The 20,277-nt window shown below is 68.0% G+C and carries 21 protein-coding genes; 8 read left to right on the forward strand and 13 right to left on the reverse strand.

The window, feature by feature from the left end; translation table 11 throughout:
* Positions 1-43 precede the first annotated feature (43 nt).
* The 6 genes from BLV60_RS25540 to BLV60_RS25565 all read left to right on the forward strand — a co-directional run bounded on the left by BLV60_RS25540 (position 44) and on the right by BLV60_RS25565 (position 4,123).
* Entirely contained in the window at positions 44-847 is an 804-nt protein-coding gene (locus tag BLV60_RS25540) for a class I SAM-dependent methyltransferase (RefSeq protein ID WP_093058183.1), read from the forward strand.
* 157 nt (positions 848-1,004) lie between these two features.
* Entirely contained in the window at positions 1,005-1,424 is a 420-nt protein-coding gene (locus BLV60_RS25545; RefSeq protein WP_093058086.1) for an SEL1-like repeat protein, read from the forward strand.
* Between the two features lie 99 nt (positions 1,425-1,523).
* Positions 1,524-2,216 carry a hypothetical protein gene (locus tag BLV60_RS25550; protein ID WP_093058184.1) on the forward strand — a complete coding sequence of 231 codons (693 nt, stop codon included), beginning with the start codon at positions 1,524-1,526 and terminating at the stop codon, positions 2,214-2,216.
* A 22-nt stretch (positions 2,217-2,238) separates the two neighbouring features.
* Complete coding sequence (locus BLV60_RS25555; protein ID WP_093058087.1) at positions 2,239-2,901, forward strand: phosphoribosyltransferase; 663 nt, start codon at positions 2,239-2,241, stop codon at positions 2,899-2,901.
* The gene (locus BLV60_RS34705) at positions 2,892-3,692 is read left to right on the forward strand and encodes a TonB family protein (protein WP_093058088.1); all 801 of its coding nucleotides are present in this window, start codon (positions 2,892-2,894) and stop codon (positions 3,690-3,692) included. The genes BLV60_RS25555 and BLV60_RS34705 overlap by 10 nt, the downstream gene beginning before the upstream one ends.
* Positions 3,689-4,123: a hypothetical protein gene (locus tag BLV60_RS25565; RefSeq protein WP_143042638.1), complete on the forward strand. Its 435-nt coding sequence runs from the start codon at positions 3,689-3,691 to the stop codon at positions 4,121-4,123. The genes BLV60_RS34705 and BLV60_RS25565 overlap by 4 nt, the downstream gene beginning before the upstream one ends.
* Before the next feature lie 38 nt (positions 4,124-4,161).
* Here BLV60_RS25565 and metC read toward each other — a convergent pair whose 3' ends face one another.
* From metC to BLV60_RS25585, 4 genes are all read right to left on the reverse strand, one after another.
* Positions 4,162-5,367: a cystathionine beta-lyase gene (gene metC / locus BLV60_RS25570; protein ID WP_093058185.1), complete on the reverse strand. Its 1,206-nt coding sequence runs from the start codon at positions 5,365-5,367 to the stop codon at positions 4,162-4,164.
* A 34-nt stretch (positions 5,368-5,401) separates the two neighbouring features.
* Positions 5,402-6,412: a Bug family tripartite tricarboxylate transporter substrate binding protein gene (locus BLV60_RS25575; RefSeq protein ID WP_093058090.1), complete on the reverse strand. Its 1,011-nt coding sequence runs from the start codon at positions 6,410-6,412 to the stop codon at positions 5,402-5,404.
* Between the two features lie 55 nt (positions 6,413-6,467).
* Positions 6,468-8,048 carry a rhodanese-like domain-containing protein gene (locus BLV60_RS25580; RefSeq protein WP_093058091.1) on the reverse strand — a complete coding sequence of 527 codons (1,581 nt, stop codon included), beginning with the start codon at positions 8,046-8,048 and terminating at the stop codon, positions 6,468-6,470.
* Positions 8,049-8,134: 86 nt separating this feature from the next.
* The gene (locus BLV60_RS25585; RefSeq protein WP_093058092.1) at positions 8,135-8,725 is read right to left on the reverse strand and encodes a cysteine dioxygenase family protein; all 591 of its coding nucleotides are present in this window, start codon (positions 8,723-8,725) and stop codon (positions 8,135-8,137) included.
* A gap of 106 nt (positions 8,726-8,831) precedes the next feature.
* Between BLV60_RS25585 and BLV60_RS25590 the strand changes: the two genes are divergently transcribed.
* Positions 8,832-9,710, forward strand: a complete 879-nt coding sequence (locus BLV60_RS25590; RefSeq protein WP_093058093.1) for a LysR substrate-binding domain-containing protein — start codon at positions 8,832-8,834, stop codon at positions 9,708-9,710.
* A gap of 15 nt (positions 9,711-9,725) precedes the next feature.
* Here the strand turns inward: BLV60_RS25590 and BLV60_RS25595 are convergent, their stop codons facing one another.
* The 9 genes from BLV60_RS25595 to BLV60_RS25635 form a co-directional block, all read right to left on the reverse strand.
* Positions 9,726-11,249 (reverse strand): GGDEF domain-containing protein, encoded by a 1,524-nt coding sequence (locus BLV60_RS25595; protein WP_256329576.1) that lies wholly within the window; start codon positions 11,247-11,249, stop codon positions 9,726-9,728.
* 34 nt (positions 11,250-11,283) lie between these two features.
* Positions 11,284-12,546 (reverse strand): lysophospholipid transporter LplT, encoded by a 1,263-nt coding sequence (gene lplT / locus BLV60_RS25600; protein WP_256329577.1) that lies wholly within the window; start codon positions 12,544-12,546, stop codon positions 11,284-11,286.
* A complete protein-coding gene (locus tag BLV60_RS25605) occupies positions 12,543-13,364 on the reverse strand; it encodes a GNAT family N-acetyltransferase (protein ID WP_176928938.1) in 822 nt (273 codons plus the stop codon). The genes lplT and BLV60_RS25605 overlap by 4 nt, the downstream gene beginning before the upstream one ends.
* A gap of 18 nt (positions 13,365-13,382) precedes the next feature.
* Positions 13,383-14,477: a hypothetical protein gene (locus BLV60_RS25610; RefSeq protein WP_093058095.1), complete on the reverse strand. Its 1,095-nt coding sequence runs from the start codon at positions 14,475-14,477 to the stop codon at positions 13,383-13,385.
* A complete protein-coding gene (locus BLV60_RS25615) occupies positions 14,477-15,421 on the reverse strand; it encodes a methyltransferase (RefSeq protein WP_093058096.1) in 945 nt (314 codons plus the stop codon). The genes BLV60_RS25610 and BLV60_RS25615 overlap by 1 nt, the downstream gene beginning before the upstream one ends.
* A complete protein-coding gene (locus BLV60_RS25620; protein ID WP_093058097.1) occupies positions 15,415-16,308 on the reverse strand; it encodes an iron-containing redox enzyme family protein in 894 nt (297 codons plus the stop codon). The genes BLV60_RS25615 and BLV60_RS25620 overlap by 7 nt, the downstream gene beginning before the upstream one ends.
* Before the next feature lie 118 nt (positions 16,309-16,426).
* On the reverse strand, positions 16,427-17,257 hold the full coding sequence (locus tag BLV60_RS25625) for an urease accessory protein UreD (protein WP_093058098.1): 831 nt from the start codon (positions 17,255-17,257) through the stop codon (positions 16,427-16,429).
* Between the two features lie 32 nt (positions 17,258-17,289).
* A complete protein-coding gene (locus tag BLV60_RS25630; protein ID WP_093058099.1) occupies positions 17,290-17,814 on the reverse strand; it encodes a nucleoside deaminase in 525 nt (174 codons plus the stop codon).
* Positions 17,811-18,839, reverse strand: a complete 1,029-nt coding sequence (locus tag BLV60_RS25635; protein ID WP_093058100.1) for an ABC transporter substrate-binding protein — start codon at positions 18,837-18,839, stop codon at positions 17,811-17,813. The genes BLV60_RS25630 and BLV60_RS25635 overlap by 4 nt, the downstream gene beginning before the upstream one ends.
* A gap of 344 nt (positions 18,840-19,183) precedes the next feature.
* Here BLV60_RS25635 and BLV60_RS25640 point away from each other — a divergent pair, with 344 nt between their 5' ends.
* On the forward strand, positions 19,184-20,266 hold the full coding sequence (locus BLV60_RS25640) for an aromatic ring-hydroxylating dioxygenase subunit alpha (protein WP_093058101.1): 1,083 nt from the start codon (positions 19,184-19,186) through the stop codon (positions 20,264-20,266).
* Positions 20,267-20,277 lie beyond the last annotated feature (11 nt).

Below are 20,277 nucleotides of genomic sequence, written 5' to 3' on the forward strand. Positions count from 1 at the left end.
CCCGGAGCCTAGAGTCCCGTCCATGTCTGGCATGGAGGGCGATATGTCCCAGGATCCGTTTGCAGAGTTCAAGGGCCGCCAGCGCGAGATGTGGTCGACCTTTGCGCCGACCGCCATGTTCACGACCCCGGTGGCTGGGCATCTCGTCAGGTTCGCGCAGGTAGCGCAGGGCGAGGCGGTGCTGGACGTCGGCACCGGAACGGGCGTGGTGGCCATCACGGCGGCGCGCCGGGGCGCACGCGTCACGGGGCTCGACCTGACGCCCGAGCTGCTCGAAGCCGCGCGCGACAACGCCGGCGTCTCCGGGCATGGGGACATCACCTGGACCGAAGGCGATGCCGAGAACCTGCCGTACGCCGATGCCTCCTTCGACGTGGTGCTGAGCCAGTTCGGCCACATGTTCGCGCCGCGTCCGGAAGTTGCCGTGGCCGAGATGCGCCGCGTGCTGAAACCCGGCGGCCGCATCGCCTTCGCCACATGGCCGCCGGAGGATTTCGTGGGGCGCATGTTCGCCTTCATCGGGCGCAACTCGCCGCCCCCTCCGGCCGGCGCGTCGCCGCCGCCGCAATGGGGCAACCCGGGCATCGTCGCGGAGCGCCTGGGGTCGCACTTCGAGGCGCCGTTCTTCGGGCGCGGCACCATGCAATTTCCGGCCCTGAGCATCGAGCACTTCCGCTTGTTCCTCGAGCGCTCGGTCGGCCCGATGCGCAAGCTCGTGGAAGGTCTCGCCGGCGATCCGCAGAAGCTGGCGGCACTGCGGTCCGAGTTCGATGCGCTTGCCGAGCCGTACTACGTCGACAACGTGGTGCACCAGAACTACCTGCTGACGCGAGCGCGGGCACGCTGAGCGCCGCCAGGCCGACACGCCGGGGCCGTTGCAGGAGTTGCCGCATCGAGCCGTCATTGGGCTCAGGCGCCGACTGAGGCGGCCTGTGTCAATTCCAGCTTCTTTCTTTGGCGCGGCGGCGCGACGATGTCTTCCATGTCAATCGTGGAGAACATCGATGCAACCCGAATTCAACCAGCTTGCCGGCCTGTCGTTGCGCTGGCGGGTCTTGCTCTCGGCAGCGCTGCTCCTGGCGGCCGCGCTCTGCGCGGCCAGTCCGCTGGACGCCGGCACGCAATTGCAGGCCGAGCAGCGCTTCCAGCTCGCGCTGGAGGCACAGGCCGCGCGCGACTACCGCTCGATGCTCGAACAACTGCGCCAGGCGGCCAACGAAGGCCATGCCGAGGCGCAGGAGATGCTCGGCATGGTGCTGATGACCGGCCCCGCGCTCTACGGCACGGCCGTGAAGGCCGACCGCTGCGAAGCGGGCATGTGGATGCGCCGCGCGGCGGTGCAGGGCAGCGAAACGGCGAAGGTGCAGCTGACCTTTCTGAACCGGCTGCGCGCCTCGCCCGCGGGGAAGAGCGCCTGCGGCTGAATGCGTAGTGCCTGATCGCGGCCATGCTTGCGCACTGGTCGCACAATGGCGCATGGCGACGAGGGCGTGCTGTCGCCCTCGACACAAGGACCGTCCTCCATGCGCAACGTGCTCGATTTCAGTTCCTGGCAAGGCCTGCTCACGACCCTGATGGGCCTGGTGCTGGTGTCTGTCGTGGCGGTCGGCATACGCCTGCTCGTGATGCACAGCGTGCAGCAGCGTCGCGAGCGCCAGAACCGGCAGATCAACGAGCGGCTGAAGACGCTCATTGCGGCCCACAAGGTGCTGGGCGGTTCGTTCACCGGCGACCTTGCCGTTGACCCCAGTCATCTGCGTGAGCTTCGGCAACGGGCAGGGGCTGCGGCGGCAGAGGATGCGGCTGCTCATGCAGACGTGTCCGCATCGGACCGCCGTCGCCGCATCCGCGATGCAGTGGAAGCCGCGCTCTCCGACGTGATCCTGCTGGGCACCGAGACGCACGTGCGCCTCGCCGCCAAGGCGGCCAATGACATGGTCGCGGGCCGCACTGTCGAGACGGCAGAGCTGGTCGTGGCGCTGCGCACTTTCATCCGCGACGTGCTCGACCTCGATCCAGTCCCTGCAGAACTGGGCATTCCCAGGCAGGGCCCCGTGCGGGCGAAAGGCACGCCTGCGCGTGGTGATCGTGGCGAAGGGGCCGGCGGTGGACGAGGCGGTGGTGCCAAAGGCGGCGGCGGTGGTGGCGGCGCGGGGATGCGGTCCGAGACCGTTCTTGAAAGCAGCGACGCCCACGCGCCGGGCAGCCGCGAATGAAGCGCGAACGAAGAGGGATGCGATGTTCAAGGATCGCTCCGATGCCGGCCGGCAACTTGCGTTATTGCTGAGCCAGTACCGCGATGCACAGCGCTGCATCGTGCTCGCACTGCCGCGAGGTGGCGTGCCAGTAGGTGCCGAAGTGGCACGCGCGCTGCACCTGCCGCTCGACGTGCTGATCGTGCGCAAACTAGGCCTGCCCGGCCATGAGGAATACGCCGCCGGCGCCATTGCAGTCGGCGGCATTCGCGTGACGGGCGAAGAAGCGCCTGGTATGGCGCGCACATTGAAACGGGAGCAGCGCGAACTGCAGCGGCGCGAGCGCGAATACCGGGGCGATCGCGCGCCGCTCGACCTGCATGGCATGACGGCTCTGCTGGTCGACGATGGACTCGCAACCGGCTTGTCGATGCGCGCAGCGGTGATTGCTGCAAGGGCACTTGGTGCGGTCTCGGTCATCGTGACCGTACCCCTGGGCAGTGCGTTCGCGTGCCATGCGCTGCAGACACCGGCCGACCCGTCAGCGCTGACCGGCATCGGCAGCATGAGCCCCGCCATGACCCATGCCGACGAGGTGGTGTGCCTGCACACGCCAGAGCCCTTCTTCGCCGTCGGTGCCTGGTACGAATCGTTCGAGGCGCCCAGCGACGAAGAGGTGCGGCAGACGCTGGCGCAATGGCGCTGATGATCTTTCTTCCCGGACGCCTCCGCACCGTGGACTCCTGCGTCACCAACGAGTGGAGCGGAGTGATGGTCCAGAGAGAAGTACACAACGAGGGAGTGGGGCGCAGCGCCTTCCGCTTTGCAATGCGTGCGGGAGCATTGATTTCATGCGTGGCGCTGCTGGCTGCATGCGCGGAGCATCCCAAGGCTGCCGACGACAAGACGTCCATCGGCCCACCCGTGCCACCCCGGCTCATCAGCGACCTCAACGAATGTAAGCCGAGCTATCCGGCTGAGTCGAGGCGCAAGGAGCAGCAGGGGCGGGTGGAAATGCGGGCGCTGGTCGATGTTTCCGGCCATGTTGCCCAGGTGGAACTTGCCAGGTCGAGTGGTTTTCCATTGCTGGACGAGGCTGCGCGCAACTACACGAAATGCCTGCGCTTCGAGCCGGGCCAGATGGGTGGCCGTCCAGGCGTCATGTGGAGCGCGGTTCCCATGAACTTCGTTCTCAGCGCGCCGCGACCACCCATGGGCGGTTGGGCCGGCAGGATTGCGGCGGCCATCCGGCAGAACATCATCTATGCGGATCCCGAAACCATTCCGGGCAACCCGGCGGTGGAGTTCGAGCTCGCGCTGGCCCCCGATGGCACCATCGTCGGGCAGACGATCACGAAGTCGAGCGGCTTCGTGGATTGGGACAAGGCGGCCTCCGTTGGCATCACGAAGACAGAACGCCTGCCGCTGGATGTCGATGGCAAGGTGCCACCCAAGATGATCCTCACACTGCGGCCGAAGCGCGAGGGCATGCAATGAAAAAGCTCTGGCCTGCCGTTGTCGTTCTTGGGTGTTGCACTCTCCTGCTACCGAGCGCGTGGGCGTTGTCCGTCGCGCCGCCGCCCCCTGCATGTGAAATTCCGAATCCGTGTGATGCGTCTGCATCATTGATGGAGCAGCAGATGTGTGCCCAGAAAGCAGCCGACTGGATCATCTCGGGCACGTTCCAAAAGATCGAGGGAGTCTCGACGGTGGAGCCCGCATCAACGCTGAAGGGCAAGCCACCGCTTCTTTCATATAAGGACGGCAAGTTCTATCTCTGGAAAAGCTGCTGGTCCCTCACCGAAAGCGCGGGCAGCGAGGTTCGGGTTTATGGGTTGAAGGACAGAGGGGTCTTCTATTCGGAACCGCTCGCCAGACCAGTGCCGGGGCAACCGCAGAAAAAGCCTCTCCATCAATACTGCTGCTAGCGAAGCCGTTGCCGTGGCGTGCCGTCCGGCATCAGTCTTCAGGCAGCTGCACTCATCGCATCGAACCCACGCCCCAGATCCGCCGTCAGATCTTCCGGCGCCTCCAACCCGATGTGCAACCGCACAACCGCCCCGCGCTTGCTCCAATCCGTCACGCTGCGCGCCGCGCGCATGTTGGTCCAGGCTACCAGGCTTTCATAGCCGCCCCACGATGAGCCACGCCCGAACAGCTTGAGCGCATCGACAAAACGCTCGACCGCGGCGCTCTCGATGCCGGGCTGCAGCTCGATGGACAGCAGCCCATTCGTCCCGCTGCAATCACGCTTCCAGATAGCGTGTCCCGGATGCTGCGGCAAGGCAGGGCAGAACACAGTGGCCACTTCAGGCCGCTTCTGAAGCCAATGCGCCACTTCCAGCGCATGCCGCTCGTGCATCTGCAGCCTAGCCGACAGCGTGCGCATGCCGCGCAGCACCAGCCAGGCGTCGTCGGGGCTCACGGTCATGCCGAATGCGTCGCAGCGCTCGTTCAGCGGCCGCCACGCAGCTTCGGTCGTGGCGACTGTGCCCATCATCACATCCGAGTGGCCCGAGAGGTACTTGGTGGCGGCCATCGTCGAGATGTCGGCGCCCAGCGCCAGCGGCCGGTACTGGCAGCCCGAGCCCCAGGTGTTGTCCGCCGCGAGCAGCGCGCCGCGCGCGTGCGTCAGCTCCGCGAGCTTCGGCAGGTCGCACATTTCGTAGACCAGCGAGCCAGGGCACTCCGCGTACACCAGCCGCGTGTTGGGCTCGAACAGTTCCTCGATGCCACTGCCGTCCGCCGCGAAGAACGAGCTGCGAATGCCGTACGGCTCCAGGAACGAATGCACGAGGTTGCGCGTGGGCTCGTACACGCTGTCCGACATCAGCACATGGTCGCCCGGCTTCAGGTACGACAGCAGCAGCATGCCGATGGCCGCGAGGCCGGTCGGAAAGAGCCGCGTGCGGTAGGCGCCTTCGAGTTCGCTCACTGCATCTTCTAGCGCAAAGGTGGTCGGTGTGCCGCGTGCGCCGTAGCTGAAGATGCGTTCGTCGTCGCGCCGCGCGCGTGCGTCGCGCATCGCACCCACGCTGTCGAACAGCACGGTGCTCGCGCGCACCAGCGGTGTGTTGACGGGCGCGCCGCCGGCATAGGAAGGTGCCTTGCCGGTGCGCGTGAGCCGGGTGTCGAGGGAGAGTCCGGGGGAGTCTTTGTGCGAGTTGGACATGGTGTTCAAGCGTTGGCCAAGCCTCGATGGTGCGTCAATCTGCCTTCGCACCGGAAAGTTTGACGATGCGCGACCAGCGGTCGATGTCCTGGCGCAGCTGCGCGGCGAAGGCTTCGGGCGAATTGGCCACCACTTCACTGCCACCGTCGTTCACGAGCTTGGTCACCTCAGGCATGCGCAGCGTGCGCACGATGGCTTCGTTCAGATAGGCCACGCGCTCGGGCGGTGTGCCGGCCGGTGCGAAGAAGCCGTACCAGTCTTCGAAGCGCGCACCGGCGTAGCCCAGCTCCTCGAGCGTCGGTGCATTCTTGAAGACGCCGATGCGGCGCGGGCTGGTCACGGCCAGCACGCGCAGCTTGCCGTTCTGCACCAGGCCCGCGACCGAAGATGTCGAGGTCACGAGCACGTCGACCTGTCCGCCGAGCAGGTCTGTGAGTGCGGGGCCGGCACCCTTGTAGGGAACGTGCGTCATGGCGATGCCATCGTCCTTCGACAGCACCACGCCAACAAGGTGCGACAGCGTGCCGTTGCCGGGCGTTGCATACGTCACCTTGCCGGGGCTGGCCTTGGCCTTGGTGGCGAGGTCGGCGAAAGTCTTGAGCGGCGAGTTGGCATCCACCACCAACGCGAGCGGCGCGGCGTTGATCTGCGTGATGGGAATGAAGTTCTTGATCGGGTCGAAGCCGGGCGCCGCATACAGCGTGGGGTTCACGGCCATGATCGACACCTGCGAGGTGAGCACGGTGTAGCCGTCGGGCTTGGCGTCGGCCACGGCCTTGGCGCCGATGTTGCCGCCCGCGCCGCCGCGGTTGTCGACCACTGCCGCCTGTCCCATGATTTCCGGCAGGCGCGTGGTCACGAGGCGCGCGGTTGCATCGTTGCCGCCGCCGGGCGGGAAGGGCGAGATGAACTTCACCGTCTGCGACGGATAGCCGTTGCGCGGCGCGAGCGGTTCGGCTGTGGCTGGCTGCAAGACGAGCGCCGCGAGCCATGCGGCGGCGACGGCAAAACGGGCAAGGTGCGGGATGCGGCTGGCGAACGACATGACGGAACTCCTGGAATAGGAACGGACAAGGACGAACAGAAAGCGAAAGCCGGGCTCAGGGGTGCGATGCGGCGGTGGGAAGGCGGAAGGCGGCCCGCTCCTGCGCGTCGAGCTGCGCGACGAGGCCGGTCTCCCATGCGAGGTAGCGGCGCGCGGCTTCCTTGTTGCCGTCGTGCCGGTCGTGCACGAAGAACAGGTAGTCGATGCAGTCGCTGTCGGCGGGCAGCGCGGGCGTGGCCTCGACGGGCAGTCCTGCGGCGCGCCATGCGGCCATGCCACCGGCCAGCAGCAGCGGCGCGGGCGAGTGGCCTGCGAGTTCGGAGGCGGCAGCCCATGCCGCAAGCGCGGCATCGTCGGCGACCAGCACGAGCTGGCGGGTCTCGCTCTTCACGTCGGCCGCGAGGCGAGGGCGAATCGACCAGCGCGCCTGCGGGATATGGCCGGCGCGAAACTGCATGCTGCCGCGCAGATCGATCACCGCCACCTCGTTGCGCTCGATTCGTGCAGCGAGGTCTTGCGCATCGATGGTGGCCAGTGCGGCTGCGCCCGGCGCCGCAGCGGGTGCGAGCGAGAGGCCACTCGCCAGCCCGCCCTCGAGCACGCTCGCGTCATGCCCCATCTGCCGCAGCCAGCTCGCGATGGTCGGTGCGCGCACGCCGTCGTTGTCGAACAGCACGAGCCGGGCACCGCGCACGCCGAAGTACTGGTCGCCTGCCTGCATCAGTTGGCCGCCGGGCGTGTGCTGCGCGCCGGGCAGGCTGCCGGCCGCGAATTCTTCCGGCGTGCGTACGTCGCACAGGAACAGGCTGCGGCTCGTGTCGGCGGCCCATTGCTGCACGGTCTGCGCATTCACCGCCGGCACGTCGAAGCGGGCGGCCAACGCTTTCGCGGCGGGGCGCAGGTCGGTGTTGCCGCTGTCGTCCGCATAGCGCCGCGTGCCGCCATGCTCCAGCGTGTGGTCGCCCAGGTACCAGCCCTGCGTGCCGTTCTCCAGCGCATAGACGGGGTTGGGCAGCCCGAGGTTGATGAGCGTCTGCGCGCCGATGATGCTGCGCGTGCGGCCCGCGCAATTGATGACGATGGGCGTGGTGGTGTCGGGCACCAGCTGGCGCACGCGGTAGGCCAGCTCACCGTTGGGGCAGCAGGTGGCGCTGGGGATGTTCATCTTGTGGAACTCGCTGACGGGGCGGCCGTCGAGCACCACGACCTTGTCCTTGCGCGCCAGCATCTCGGCGAGCTGGTCGGCGCTGACGCGGGGCGTGTGATAGACCTCTTCGGCCAGTTCGCCGAAAGTCTTCGAAGGCAGGTTGACGCCCGCGAACAGCACGTAGCCCGCGGCCTTCCATGCGCGGGCGCCGCCTTGCAGCACGTGCACGTCGGTGTAGCCCAGCACGGCCAGCCGCGCGGCGGCGCGTTCGGCCACGTCGGCATCGCCTTCGTCGTACACCACCACCCGCACGCCGCGGCGCGGCACGAGGCGCGGCGCATCGATTTCCAGCCGGCTGAAGGGCAGGGGAATGCCGTAGAACAGATGCGCCTCGCCGTACTGGCCGTGCTCGCGCACGTCGAGCAGCGCGATCTCGCCGCCGTCGTGCAGCCAGGATTTGAGGGTCTTCGGGTCGATGAAGGAGGTCATGAGAGCAAGTCGTTGGGACGAACGAAGTCCTGCGAGGCCGCAGCGCGCGGCCCGCATGAGGAAAAGGAAGGCCGGGAAGGGAGCGCTTAGCGGCGCGTCTGCACGCCGATGCCCATGGTCTGGTACGTGCCTGCTGCCAGGTCGTAGGCGGTGCGCTGGTTCAGCGTTTCGAGTGCGCGGCCGTACATGTGAAGGTGGCGAATGACCTGCTCGCCCTGGATCTCGACCGAATGGATGTCTTCAGGCATCAGCGCGATGCCCTTGCCCGGCGCGACGACGACCAGTTCGGTCTGCTTCAGCTTGCCCACGCCCGGCACGTTGCCGTCGTCGGTGCGCTCGTACACGCGGTTGTGCTCGGTGCCCTCCACGGCCGCGATGCAGGCCCAGGTCGTGTGGTTGTGCGGCACGATCTTCTTGCCCGGGCGCATCACGTTCAGGTACAGCGCGTAGCTCTGGTCCGGGTCTTCGGCGATCAGGTAGCGGGCCTGGTGCTCGCCGGCCTCGGGCGGCGGGAAGTCGGCGGCGCCCCAGTATTCGGTGTGCGCGGCCAGGTCTTGCAGCGAATCGAGCACCACGTCGAGTTTTTCGCGGGTGGCTTCAGCGCCGCCGATGGCTTTCTTCATGTCGGCGATGGACGCCTCGACGGCCTGGCGGCGTTGCTCGGAAGGGGTGCTCATGCAGTTTCTCCAGTGGGGTTGCCTGTTTGGTGTGCATTCACTGTAGTGACGGGGGCGTGACGCAACAATCCAAGCAGAGCAGGAAACACATCAATAAAATTAATGTATGCCCACGCTCGATCTCGAACTGCTGCGTTCTTTTGCGGCCGTCGTCAGCCTCAACAGCTTTGCGGCGGCGGCCGTGCACCTGGGGCGCACGCAGTCGGCCATCACGCAGCAGATGCAGCGGCTGGAGGAGCAGATCGGCCATCCGCTGTTCGCCAAGCAGGGACGGCAGAAGCGGCTCACGGAGCACGGCGAACGGCTGCTCACCTACGCGCATCACATGCTGGCTCTGAACGACGAGGCGCTGCGCAGCCTGCGGCAGGGGCAGCTCGAAGGCAACCTGCGCATCGGTGCGCCGCACGACGTGGCCGAGACCATGCTGCCGTTGCTGCTGACCGAGGTGGCGCGCACCTCGCCGCTGCTGCAGCTCGACATCCACATCGGCCGCAGCCCCTATCTCATGACATCGCTCAAGAGCGGCGAGGTCGACATGATCATCTCCAACCGCGCCGACGAGCAGTCGCAGTTCGAAGGCGTGGTGCTGCGCACTTCGCCCACCGTGTGGCTGTGCGCCGCGAGCTACGTGCACGACCCGACGAAGCCGGTGCCGCTCATCATGGCCGACGGGCCCAGCATCTTCCGCCGCATCGGCCACGAGGCGCTCGACGCGGCGGGCGTGGCCTGGACGCCGCGCTACACCTCGTCGAGCCTGATCGGCATCAAGGCCGCATTGCGCGCGGGGCTGGGCGTAACGGCGCGCGGCGTGGAGCAGCTCGACGCGGGCTTGCGCGTGCTGGGCGCGGGCGACGGCATGCCGCGGCTACCCGACCTGGCTTACTACCTCTACGTGCGCAGCCATGTGGTGAACCCGGTCACGCGGCAGGTGTTCGAGACGCTGAAGAAGCACCTGCGGCTGCCGCGTACCGACATGCCGGCGTAGGGCTCCTGCTGTCGCCTACATCATTGCGTAGCTGCCGCGCCCGCCCTGCTTGGCCCGGTACATGGCCTTGTCGGCCGTGGCGAGCAGGTCTTGCGGCGTTTCGCTGCCGCTGCCCAGGGCGATGCCTATCGACACGCCAATGACCATGCTTGAATGCTCCAGCTGCAGCGGTTGGGCGATCGCGTCGATGCATCGCCGTGCCAGCGTCAATGCGGCCTGTTCCGCGGGCTCTTCGAAGTCGGTGGCCAGCAGCACGAATTCGTCGCCGCCGATGCGCGCCACTGTGTCTGTGTGCCGCACCAGGGCCCGCAGCCGGTGTGCGATTTCCCCGAGGGCCTTGTCGCCCGCTTCGTGGCCGAATGTGTCGTTGAGGTCCTTGAACCCGTCGAGGTCGAGGTAGAGCACGGCTACCTGCTGCGCGCGCTGCCTGGCATGGACCAGCGCCTGTTGCAGCCGCTCGTCCAGCAACTTGCGGTTGGGCAAGCCTGTCAGCGTGTCGTGGTGGGCCAGGCGCGCCAGCGCCTCCTGGTTGTCGAGCAGCTTGGCCAGCAGCCGGTTGAAGGCTTGCGTCAGGTGCCCGATTTCGTCATTGCGCACCACCTGCAGCGGCGTCAGCGCGAGCTCGCCGCGGGTCATGCGGTCGGCCTGGTCGGCGGCGCGCAGCAGTGGCCGCAGCAGCCACGCCATGATCAGGCCGATCACGACGAGCACCGCCGTCACGGCGGGCGCGCGTTGCTGCAGGATGAAGGTCTGCATGCGCGACACCGGGGCCAGCGCTTCCGACACGGGCAGCCTCGCCACCACGAACCAGCCGCTGTTCGGCACCGAGGCAATGGCGGAGATTTCTTCGATGCCCTTGGCGTTGCGTGTCGTCCCGCTGCCGCGGAAACCCGCCATGGCCCGGTCGTGCAGCGGGTTCACGCCGTCGGGCGGGGTCGGCGTGAGGGACATCGAGACGTCCGTCGAGGCGACGAAGATGCGGTCGCGCGGCGAGATCACCAGGATGCCGCCGGCCTGGCCCACGCGCCCCTCTTGCAGGTGGTCGAGCAGGCCATCGGCCGAGAGGTCTGCCGTGCCGAGCAGTACGGCGACCACCTGGCCGGCACCGTTGCGGATGGGTGCGGCCATGGGCAGGGCCGAGTGCTGAGAAGCCGTGGACCGTGGGCGGCCTACCGCGCGCTTCCCGGCGGATGCGGCTGTGAATTCCGGACCGCCCGTTTCCAGCTGTACGGCGCTGTCGCGCCCGTCGAGTCGTTTGCCGGTGACATCGGTGACCACCAGGCCAAGGGGGAAGAGGGCGCTCAGCGCGTTGCGTTCCGCCAGCCATGCATGCAGCTGCTCGGGCTGCGCCAGGAGTTCCGGCGGCAGGGTGCCAGCCAGGCGCTCCAGGAACGACAGCCGTTCGTCCAGGTAGTTGTCGACATCGCGGGCCACGTAGGCGGCCAGCGCCATCTGCTGCGTCGCCACTGATTTCGTCAGGTCTTCCCGCAGGAAGCGGGTGAGCTGGATGTAGCTGGCGGCGGTGCCCACGACTGCCATCGCCAGACCCATCACGAGGAGACGAACGACCAGGCTATTGGCGGATTTTCGGAGATTCACTCTGGCTGCGGGTCGAGAGGCGGTTAGGTGCGGGACTGTATCCGAAGCGCTCCTGCGGCTGCTGACGGCGCGACCAGAGGAGGGCCGCACCCATGGCCAGCACCAGGAAGCCGCCGAAGCCCGCAAGCGTCGGCAGCAGCGGCGCATCGAAATACAGCAGCGCGCCGTACACCCCCAGCATCGCCAGCGAGGCCAGGCTCTCGTTGAAGTTCTGCACCGCGATCGACTGGCCCGGGTGCATGTACAGCAGCCCGCGGCTTTGTAGCAGCGCGTTCATCGGCACCAGCAGCAGGCCCGCGAGCGTGCCGATCACTACCAGCAGCGCGGCGGCCACGGCGGGCTGCGTCACCAGCGTCATGAGCAATATCACGGCGCCCAGCGCAATGCCGATCGGCAGCGCGCGCAACGCACGCCCGAGCGGGAACCAGCGCGAGGCAGCGACGGCGCCAGCCGCCATGCCGATGGCCACCGCGATCTGCAGCAGCGCGCCCTGCGACAGGGTGAGCCCCAGCCGCTCGGCCGCCCAGCGCAGCACCAGAAACTGCAGCGTGGCCGACGCGGCCCAGAAAAGGCTGGTAACGGCCAGCGAGATGCGCGCATCGGCATCGCGCCACAGCAGCGCCAGCGAGCCCCCGAAATCCCGCAACAGCCGGCCCGGGTGCGCCAGCGCCGCGCGGTCGCGTGCCGGGCTGTGCGGAATCGCGAGCGTGCAGGCGGCGGCCAGCAGGTACACCGCGCCGATGGCGGGCAGGGCAAGGCCCTTGCCGACCAGCGTGCTGCCCAGCGCCACGCCGAACAGGATCGACAGCACCGTGCCTGCCTCGATCCAGCCGTTGGCGGCGACCAGTTCTTCTTGCGGAATCAGCTCGGGCAGGATGCCGTACTTGGCTGGCGAGTAGGCCGCGGCGCCAAGGCCGACCAGCGCGTAGGCCACCAGCGGCTGCACCTGCCACAGCAGCAGGGCGCAGCCGCCCAGCTTGATGAGGTTGGTGGCCATCAGCACGCGGCCCTTCGGCGCCGCGTCGGCCACGGCGCCTGCGAAGGCGGCGAGCAGCACGTAGGAAAGATAGAAGAACAGCCGCAGCGCTGGCGTCATCCAGCCGGGCGCGTGGCGCTGCATGAGCAGGTCGATGGCGACGATCAGCAGCGCGTTGTCGGCAAGCGAACTGAAGAACTGCGCGGCAACCACCGAGCGCAGCGCGCGCTTGGACCGCGCGCGTGGGGCCGCCGCGCTCACGCGGTCATGCCGAAGAAGTGCTGGCGGTAGCGCGGCGACACGTCGTCCACGCGCAGCATCAGCGGCAGGTCGGCGGTGTTGAAGGCCACGTCGAGTGCGGGCGGGCCGAGCAGGCGTGCGCCGCAGCGCAGATAGCCCTTGATGAGCGGCGGGGCGGCAGGAGGCGCTGTATCGCTGTCGGCATCGGCGTCTGCCCCGTTGTCCAGCGGCAGCGCGACGCGCGGCTCCACGCGCCAGCGCTGCTCGACCAGGTGCGTGCGGCACAGCCGGTGCCACAGCCGCGCGGCCGTCGCTCCCTGGTCGTCGAGCCCGATGCTGGCGCAGCCGATCATGGTGTCGAGCGCGTGGTCGACCATGTACTGCCCCAGCGCTGCCCACAGTGCCATGATGACGCTGCCGGAGCGCCAGTCCGCATCCACGCACGAGCGGCCCAGCTCCAGCGCGCGGCCGCGCAGCGGCGCGAGCGGCGACAGGTCGAACTCGGTGTCGGTGTAGAAGCCGCCCGCGCGATGCGCCGCCTCGGGCGTCAGCACGCGGTAGGTACCGATGAGCGGGCCGGGGCCCTGCAGCGGGTCGATGGCGCGCACCAGCAGGTGGTCGCAGAAAGCGTCGAAGCGGTCGACGTCGAGCCCGGGCGGCGTGCCTTCGGGTGGTGTGAGGCGCGCGCCCATCTCCTGCGCGAACACGCGAAAGCGCAGGCGCTGGGCGTCGCGCACGTCTTCTTCGCAATCGGCCCAGCGGGTTTCCAGCACGGGCGCAGCGGCCGCGAGTGGCGTGGGCGAACGGTGGGGCAGGGCGTGCGTGGCGGTGATGTCCATGTGCGTGCGGCAATTCACTCAGTTGGAGGGCGGATAGCGGTCGACCAGGCGGTTCTGCCGCCGGTTGAGCCGAGCGAGCGCGAGCAGGCCGATGGGCTGCACGCCGGCCTTGCGCTGCGCCGCGCCAATGGCGAACAGCAGCCGCTGCTTGGCGAAGACCATGCGAAAGCCTTGCACCACGCCGGTGTCGGGGTCCCAGGCCTCGATGGCTTCGGAGCCCGCGCCGTTGATTTCCATGATGGTGAAGCCGCGCCCGGCGCCGAGTTCGCGCAGGCTCTGGTAGCGCACGTCGAAGCGCCCGAAACGGAAGTCGGGCATGTCGCGCGCGATGGCGTCGATGGCGCGCACGAGCTCGGGCGTGATGAGCGCCGCGCCGTCGCGGTAGAGGCCGCCCACGCGGGTCGAGCCGATGGTGGCCAGCCGCACCTGCTGGCCGGCGGCCGGCACGCTGTCGGGCGACACGCTGCATTCGTGGCGCGGCGAGCGCGCGATGCGGCGGGCGCGCACGTCGGCCGCCACGAGCTGCGCCACGGTGCTGCGGCCGTCGCCCGTCACGCGCGGAAAGTAGCGCAGCGCCAGGCCGATGATGCGGCCTTCGCCAGTGTCGGGGTCGCGCGCATAGAAGATGCCGGCCTCGCCTTCCTGTGGCAGGTAGCGCTGCAGCACGACCGTTTCACCGCGAGGAAAGACGGCCAGGTAGGCCAGCAGCGCTGCCATGTCGGACAGCAGGCGCACGCCGTAGCCGCACAGGCCGAGGTCGGGCTTGGCGACCACTGGAAACGCGAGGCCGCCGTTGGCCATGGTGTGCCGCAGCGAGTCTTCGGTTGCCGTGCCGTCGTTGAACACCGCGCAGTAGTCGGCCGTGACCGAGCGCGCCAGCGCCCCCATGCCGCGGAAGTATTCGAGCTTGCCTTCGCCAACCAGCCCGCCGGAGGTGAGGTGCGGGTTGGCCGCTGAAGGCACGGTCGTGCCGCCGTAGCGCAAGGACAGCCACAGCCACTGCACCACCAGCGGCACGCAGATGAGCCACTTGGGCATGCGCTCCAGCACGCTGCATTCGCGCACCACCGCCAGCCGGCCGGTGTCCACGCCGAAGTCGAGCCCGGCGGCCATCACGCGGCCTCCGTTGCGCGGGTGGCAATGAGGCCGATGGCGGCGATGCGGTCGATATGCGCATACACCGGCCGCTCCAGCTCCTCGCCGAACACATCGGGGTCGATCTCGGCATACGACCAGTCGAAGCCGGGTGCTGCGAGCAGGGACTGCAGTTCGGCAAGGAACGGATCTTCGCCATCGACCATGGCTACGCCGGTGTAGAGCAGCAGTTGCCCGCCCGGCGCCAGCCGCTTCAGCGACTCGGCCGCGATGCGCACGCTGAGCGCTCGCCCGAGCCGCGTGCCGCCGTGGCGGTAGGCGCGCTGCGCGCCGTCGTCGAGGTAAGGCGGGTTTGACACGATCAAATCGAAGTCGCCCTCGACCGCCGACAACGCATCGCCCTGCGCGAGCGTGACGGGAATGCCGGCCACTTCCGCATTGATGGCCGTGTACTGCAACGCAAGCGGGTTGATGTCGTTCATCACGACGGTCGCCTGCGTGCCCGTGGCGGCCAGCGCGCGTGCCACCGCGATGCCGCCCGCGCCGCTGCCGCAACCCACGTCCAGCACGCGCACATGAGGCTGCGCCTTGCGCCGGGCAAGTGCGTGGTGGAGAAAGCGCGCGAAGCGACTGGTGTCGGGCCCGAAGAACACCGCGTTCTCCTCGACCGTCGGATAGGCCGAATGAAAGAACAGGTCGTCGCCCAGGCTGGCGATGCGCACGGTGCTGCGTAGCAGCGAGCCCGTGTGCCGCACGATGCCGGCACGCTCCATGTCGGCCAGCAATTCCGGCGGCACCGCGCGCGCTTCGAACGACAGGTTCCAGCCGAAGATGTCTCGCAGCGTCGCGCCCGGCTCGCGCCCGCGCCGCGCGAGCACGCGCTGGTGGGTCAGCGGGGTGACCGTGGTGAATCGGTAGCCCGTGGCCGCCACCTGGCGCAGCACGCCGGCCGCGTTCAGCATGCGGTGGCCTCCTCGGCGTGCCGCAGTTCGGCGGTGTAGCGCTCGAAGCAGCGTTCGCCGCAGACAAGGCGCATCAGCGCGCCTTCGGCAATGAACTGCCCGCAGGCCGGATCGGCCTCGACCAGCGGCCGGATCACTTCGCGGTTCCATGCGCGCGAATGCGACACGTCGAGCGCCGCATGCAGGTCGAAGTAGGAGCGCGCGCGGCCGCTCAGGCCCAATCGGCGCATGCCGGCCGCCACCTGCTTCACGCGCCCGGGCGCCGTGAGCTCAATGACGCCGAGCGCGCCTATGGAGTGGTAGCCGTAGCGGCGCGTGGTCGCCAGCCCGACCATGGTGTTGGCGAGCGCGAGCGACTCCCACACGGTGGTGTCGATGGCCGGATGCAGGTCGAGCTCGCGCACCATGTGCTCCAGCATCTGGCCGTGCATGGCGCTTTGCTTGCCGTGCCCCATTTCGTCCCAGAAGTTGCGCGCGCATTCCAGCTTGGGCTGTGGTGGCAGCTTGACCTGGGTGTAGGCCAGCAGGTCTTCGAAGCCGGCTTCGCCCGCGGCCTCCTGTGTGAGGAACCAGCGCATCTGCGGCAGCGTGGCCTCGTCGGCCAGCCAGTCGAACAGCGGGTGATGCTGGCCGGGGCCGGTGTGCGCCAGCGATTCGAACCAGCTGATGAAGTGGCGCGCGTTGCCGGCCGCTGCCGCTGCCGCCGCCTGCACCGAAGCGCGCAGGGCTTCGAGGTATTTGCCTTCGAGCAGGCGGCACGCATGCTCGCGGGCGAGGTCGTCCTGCCACTGGGGCGAGGGGCTGCCGAGCCTGAGTCGCTCGGCGTTGAACCGCGCCAGGTGCCGGTGAAGCTGCGTGTTCGCGTCGGGAGTGTCGTCAGGAGACATGGCCGATCCTCGTCATCCGCTGGGCAAAAGAATCAGGTTGCGCCTTTGCAACGCGGCTGTCCGTCAGACAGTGCCTACAGATTCGCCCCTCGGCGCGGGGATCGGAGGGAGATCGGCCTCAGGTCGCCCAGATGCGCGGCGTGGCCGCGGGCAGCTGCCACAGCTCGCTGCGCCATGCCTGCCAGACCTGGCGCAGCAGCTGCATCGCGGGCTCGACCACGGGTGCCAGAACCCGCAGCACGACCACTTCGGGGTGCGGGCTGGTGGCGCCGGCGCTGTCGAACAGCGGGCTTGCTTCGAGCAGCGTGCGGGCTTGTGCAAGCAAGGCATCGCGCCGGGCGCGCGCCACCGGCGAGCCCGCCACGAAGAACAGCGAGGCCATGCAGCGGTGGCCGCCGAGGCCGATGGGGCTTTGCAGCAGCCGGTGGTCGGCCGCGTCGATGCGCCCGCGCTCCAGCCACACGCCGGGCACCTCGATGTGCTGCAGGTAGGTGCCACGCTCGAAGGGCTGGTTGGCGTTCGGCAGGCCGAGCGCGGTAACGTCCCAGCCGATCAGCTCGGCGCCGGGCGCGATCTCGATGGAGAGCCGGTTCTCCGCCTGGCAGCCGCTGTAGCAGATGGCTTCGAGCGGCAGCCATTCGAGCCGCGCGCCGGCCGCGAGGCGGATGCGCGTGCGCTGCAGCGCCAGCTCGCCTTCGGAGCGGTAGAAGCGCGAGGCGCCGGGCGTGGTGATCAGTCCGTGGCTGCCGTCGGCGGCCTCGATGTCGATGTCGAGCGTGTCGCCGCCCACCAGCCCGCCCGGCGGATGCACCAGCACGTTGTGGCAGACGGTGTCGCCCTCGGGGTACAGGCTTTGCAGGATGCGCAGCGGACCGTCATGGCGAAAGCGGGCGACGGTGCGGGCGGCTTCTTGTTGGTAAGCGAGATGGAGACGGGCGTGCCAGGGCATGCAGCGAGTCTAGTGCGCTCGCTTGCGGTGTCTCAGGTCTTCCAGGCCCCGTCGTGGGCTGCGCTGGCCTCGTCGATCAGCGCCGGCCCGATGCATTCGATGGGATGCGGCGAGGCGCGGAACACGTCGCGACACGACAGTTCGGCATCGCGCTGGTCTTGCCGCTCGCCACGAAACACGCGCAGCCGCTCGGCATCGATGCCGAACACCACGCGCCCGATGTTCGACCAGAAGATGGCGCCGGCGCACATCACGCAGGGCTCGCCCGATGCGTAGATCGTGGCGCCCGCGAGTTCTTCGCGAGAGAGCTTGCGCCCGGCCAGCGCGCGCAGTGCGTTGACTTCGGCATGGGCAGTGCAGTCGCCGGTTTCGGCATTGCTGTTGCCGGCTTCGGCCAGCACCTCTCCGGCGGCGGAGACGATGACCGAGCCGAAGGGCCGGTTGCCCCGGCGACGTGCCGCATGCGACCAGACGATGGCCTTGCGCAGGTAGCGCCCGTCGCGTTCGTCGAGCGTGGTTTCGGCGGGATAGGTGGTGGTGTCGCTGTTGGAGTTCATGCCTTGGGGAGGGAGCGTTCGCTGCGCGATGGAAGCATTGAAGTGTTGAAGATGGCGTCGGACGCGGGCTTGACCTTGAGGTCGAAGACATCGGCCACTTCGTCGACCTGCTGTTCGAGCGTGAGTTTCTTTATATCGCCAAGACCGTGGCCGCGCGTGTCGGCCGCGCCCACGTATTGCGCGGTGATGCCCCAGCGCTCGAGTTCGATCTTCTCGTCGAGGATGGGCTCGCGCTGGCGCATGGCCGCGATGCTAGGCGCCGGGTTGGCAAAGGTCTCGACGATGGCGCGGTTGCTCGCGCGCAGAAAGGCCGCCACTACCTTCGGGTTCTGCGCGATGAGGTTGCTGCTCGCGAGGATGGCGTTGCCGTACAGGTTGACGCCCGCGTCGGCGTACTTGAGCACCGACAACTCCTCGGGCTTCATGCGCGCGAACAACGACACGGCCGAGTCGTGGAAGTAGGTGGCTGCATCGACGTCGCCGCGCACCATGACGTTGTCGCGCGCGCTGAAGTCGGTGGTCTGCCACTGGAAGGCGTCGCCGCGCATGCCTTGCTTGCGCGCGACCATCGGCCAGGCGCGCCGCGTCGATTCGACGGCCGCCGCCGCGACCTTCTTGCCCGCGAGGCTCTTGAAATCGCCGGTCACGCCGCGGTCCTTGCGGCCGATGATCACGAACGGTGCACGGTTGTAGTACTGGTACACGGCCTGCACCATCGGCGTGCCGGGGTTCTGCGCGTTGAACTCGACCAGCGAGCTGATGTCGCCCAGCCCCAGCTGGTAGACGCCGCTGGCAATGCGGGTGATGGAGGCGACCGAGCCGGCGCCGGTGTCGATGCTCACGTCGAGCCCCTCGTCCTTGTAGTAGCCCTTGGCCAGCGCCAGGAAGAAGGGAGAGGTCTGCCCGTTGATGCGGAAGTCGAGCGTGAACTTTAGCGGGGTGAGCTTGCCGTTGCTGCCTTGAGCGAAGACGGCAGGGGCGGCAAGGGTGGCGGCACTGGCCGCGAGGAAGGATCGACGTTGCATGTGGGGCCTCGGAAGCTTCGGGTCTTGAATCCCCCTGCGCAGGGCAGAAGGCGTTTCAAGAGCAATTTCCGGGCGGGCGCACGTTCGTGGTGCGTGCGCTGCTGAACGCTTCTACTCTTGCAGCAGGTCATGCACGACGCATGCCAAGGGCCCTTTCGAGCATTTTGCTCGGGCATTGAGGGTGAGGGCTTGGAGGAGCAGCCTGGCCGGGCGCACAATCCGGGCGCGCAATTTGCAAGGCATGTTGCGCAGAGTAGAAGCGTTCAGCCGCGCGATGCCCACGCATCCAGGCAGGAAATTGCTCTTTCACGTTCGTCCCCACGCAACAAAGAAGGAGTCCGCGCATGCTCGTTACCCAACAACCCGTCTTCCGCAAGTTCTGGCATGCCGTCATGCCGCTCACCGAACTGGCACAGGGCCCGAAGCCTTTCAGGCTGCTGGGCGAAGACATCGTTCTCTTCATCGATGCCGACGGCCAGCCCGCTGCGCTGCGCGATCGCTGCTGCCACCGCACCGCGAAGCTGTCGAAGGGCTGGTGCGTGGACAGCGAAGGCCAGGCCTGCGGCACCGGCGCCATCCAGTGCGGCTACCACGGCTGGACGTACGACCGCAGCGGCCAGGTCATCCGCATTCCGCAGTACGAAGCAGATCGCAAGATCTCGCCCGAGTACCGCACCGCTGCCTACCGTTGCACCGCGCGCTATGGCTATGCATGGGTGGCGCTCGAAGAGCCCATTGCCGACATTCCCGCCATTCCCGAATTCGACGACCCGGGCTACCGCACCATCTTCCAGTTCTACGAAGAGTGGCAGACCAGTCCGATGCGCGCGCTCGAAAACTCCTTCGACAACTCGCACTTCAGCTTCGTGCACCGCGCCACCTTCGGCGTGGCCGCGAGCCCGAAGCCGAGCAAGTACGAGCTGGTGGAAAACGAATCGGGCTTCTATGCCGAGACGGTCATCGAAGCGACCAACCCGGTGAAGTTCCATGCGATCAGCGGCGTGACCGACCCGATCACCACGCGCCACATGCGCAACGCCTACTTCCTGCCGTTCTCGCGCCGGCTCGACATCGAGTACCCGAGCGGCGTGCGCCACATCATCATCAACTGCTTCACGCCCATCGACGATGGTCGCATGCAGCTGTGCCAATGGCTGTTCCGCAACGACACAGAGGCCGATTGCACCGCGCAGATGCTGATCGACTTCGACGATGCTGTGACGCGCGAGGACAAAGACATCCTGGAATCGACCGACCCCGATGCGCTGGTCGATACGCGCCGGCGCGGCGTGGAGTATTCGATGGAGTCGGACCGGCCCGGCATGCTGATTCGCAAGCACCTGATGCAGCTGCTGGCGAAGCATGGCGAGGCGGAGGTTTATCGCGGCATGAGCAGTGCCGTGATTCCGATTGCAAAGGCCGCCTGAGCGGCCTCCGC

The organism is Variovorax sp. YR634, from assembly GCF_900106655.1.
GTDB lineage: Bacteria > Pseudomonadota > Gammaproteobacteria > Burkholderiales > Burkholderiaceae_C > Variovorax.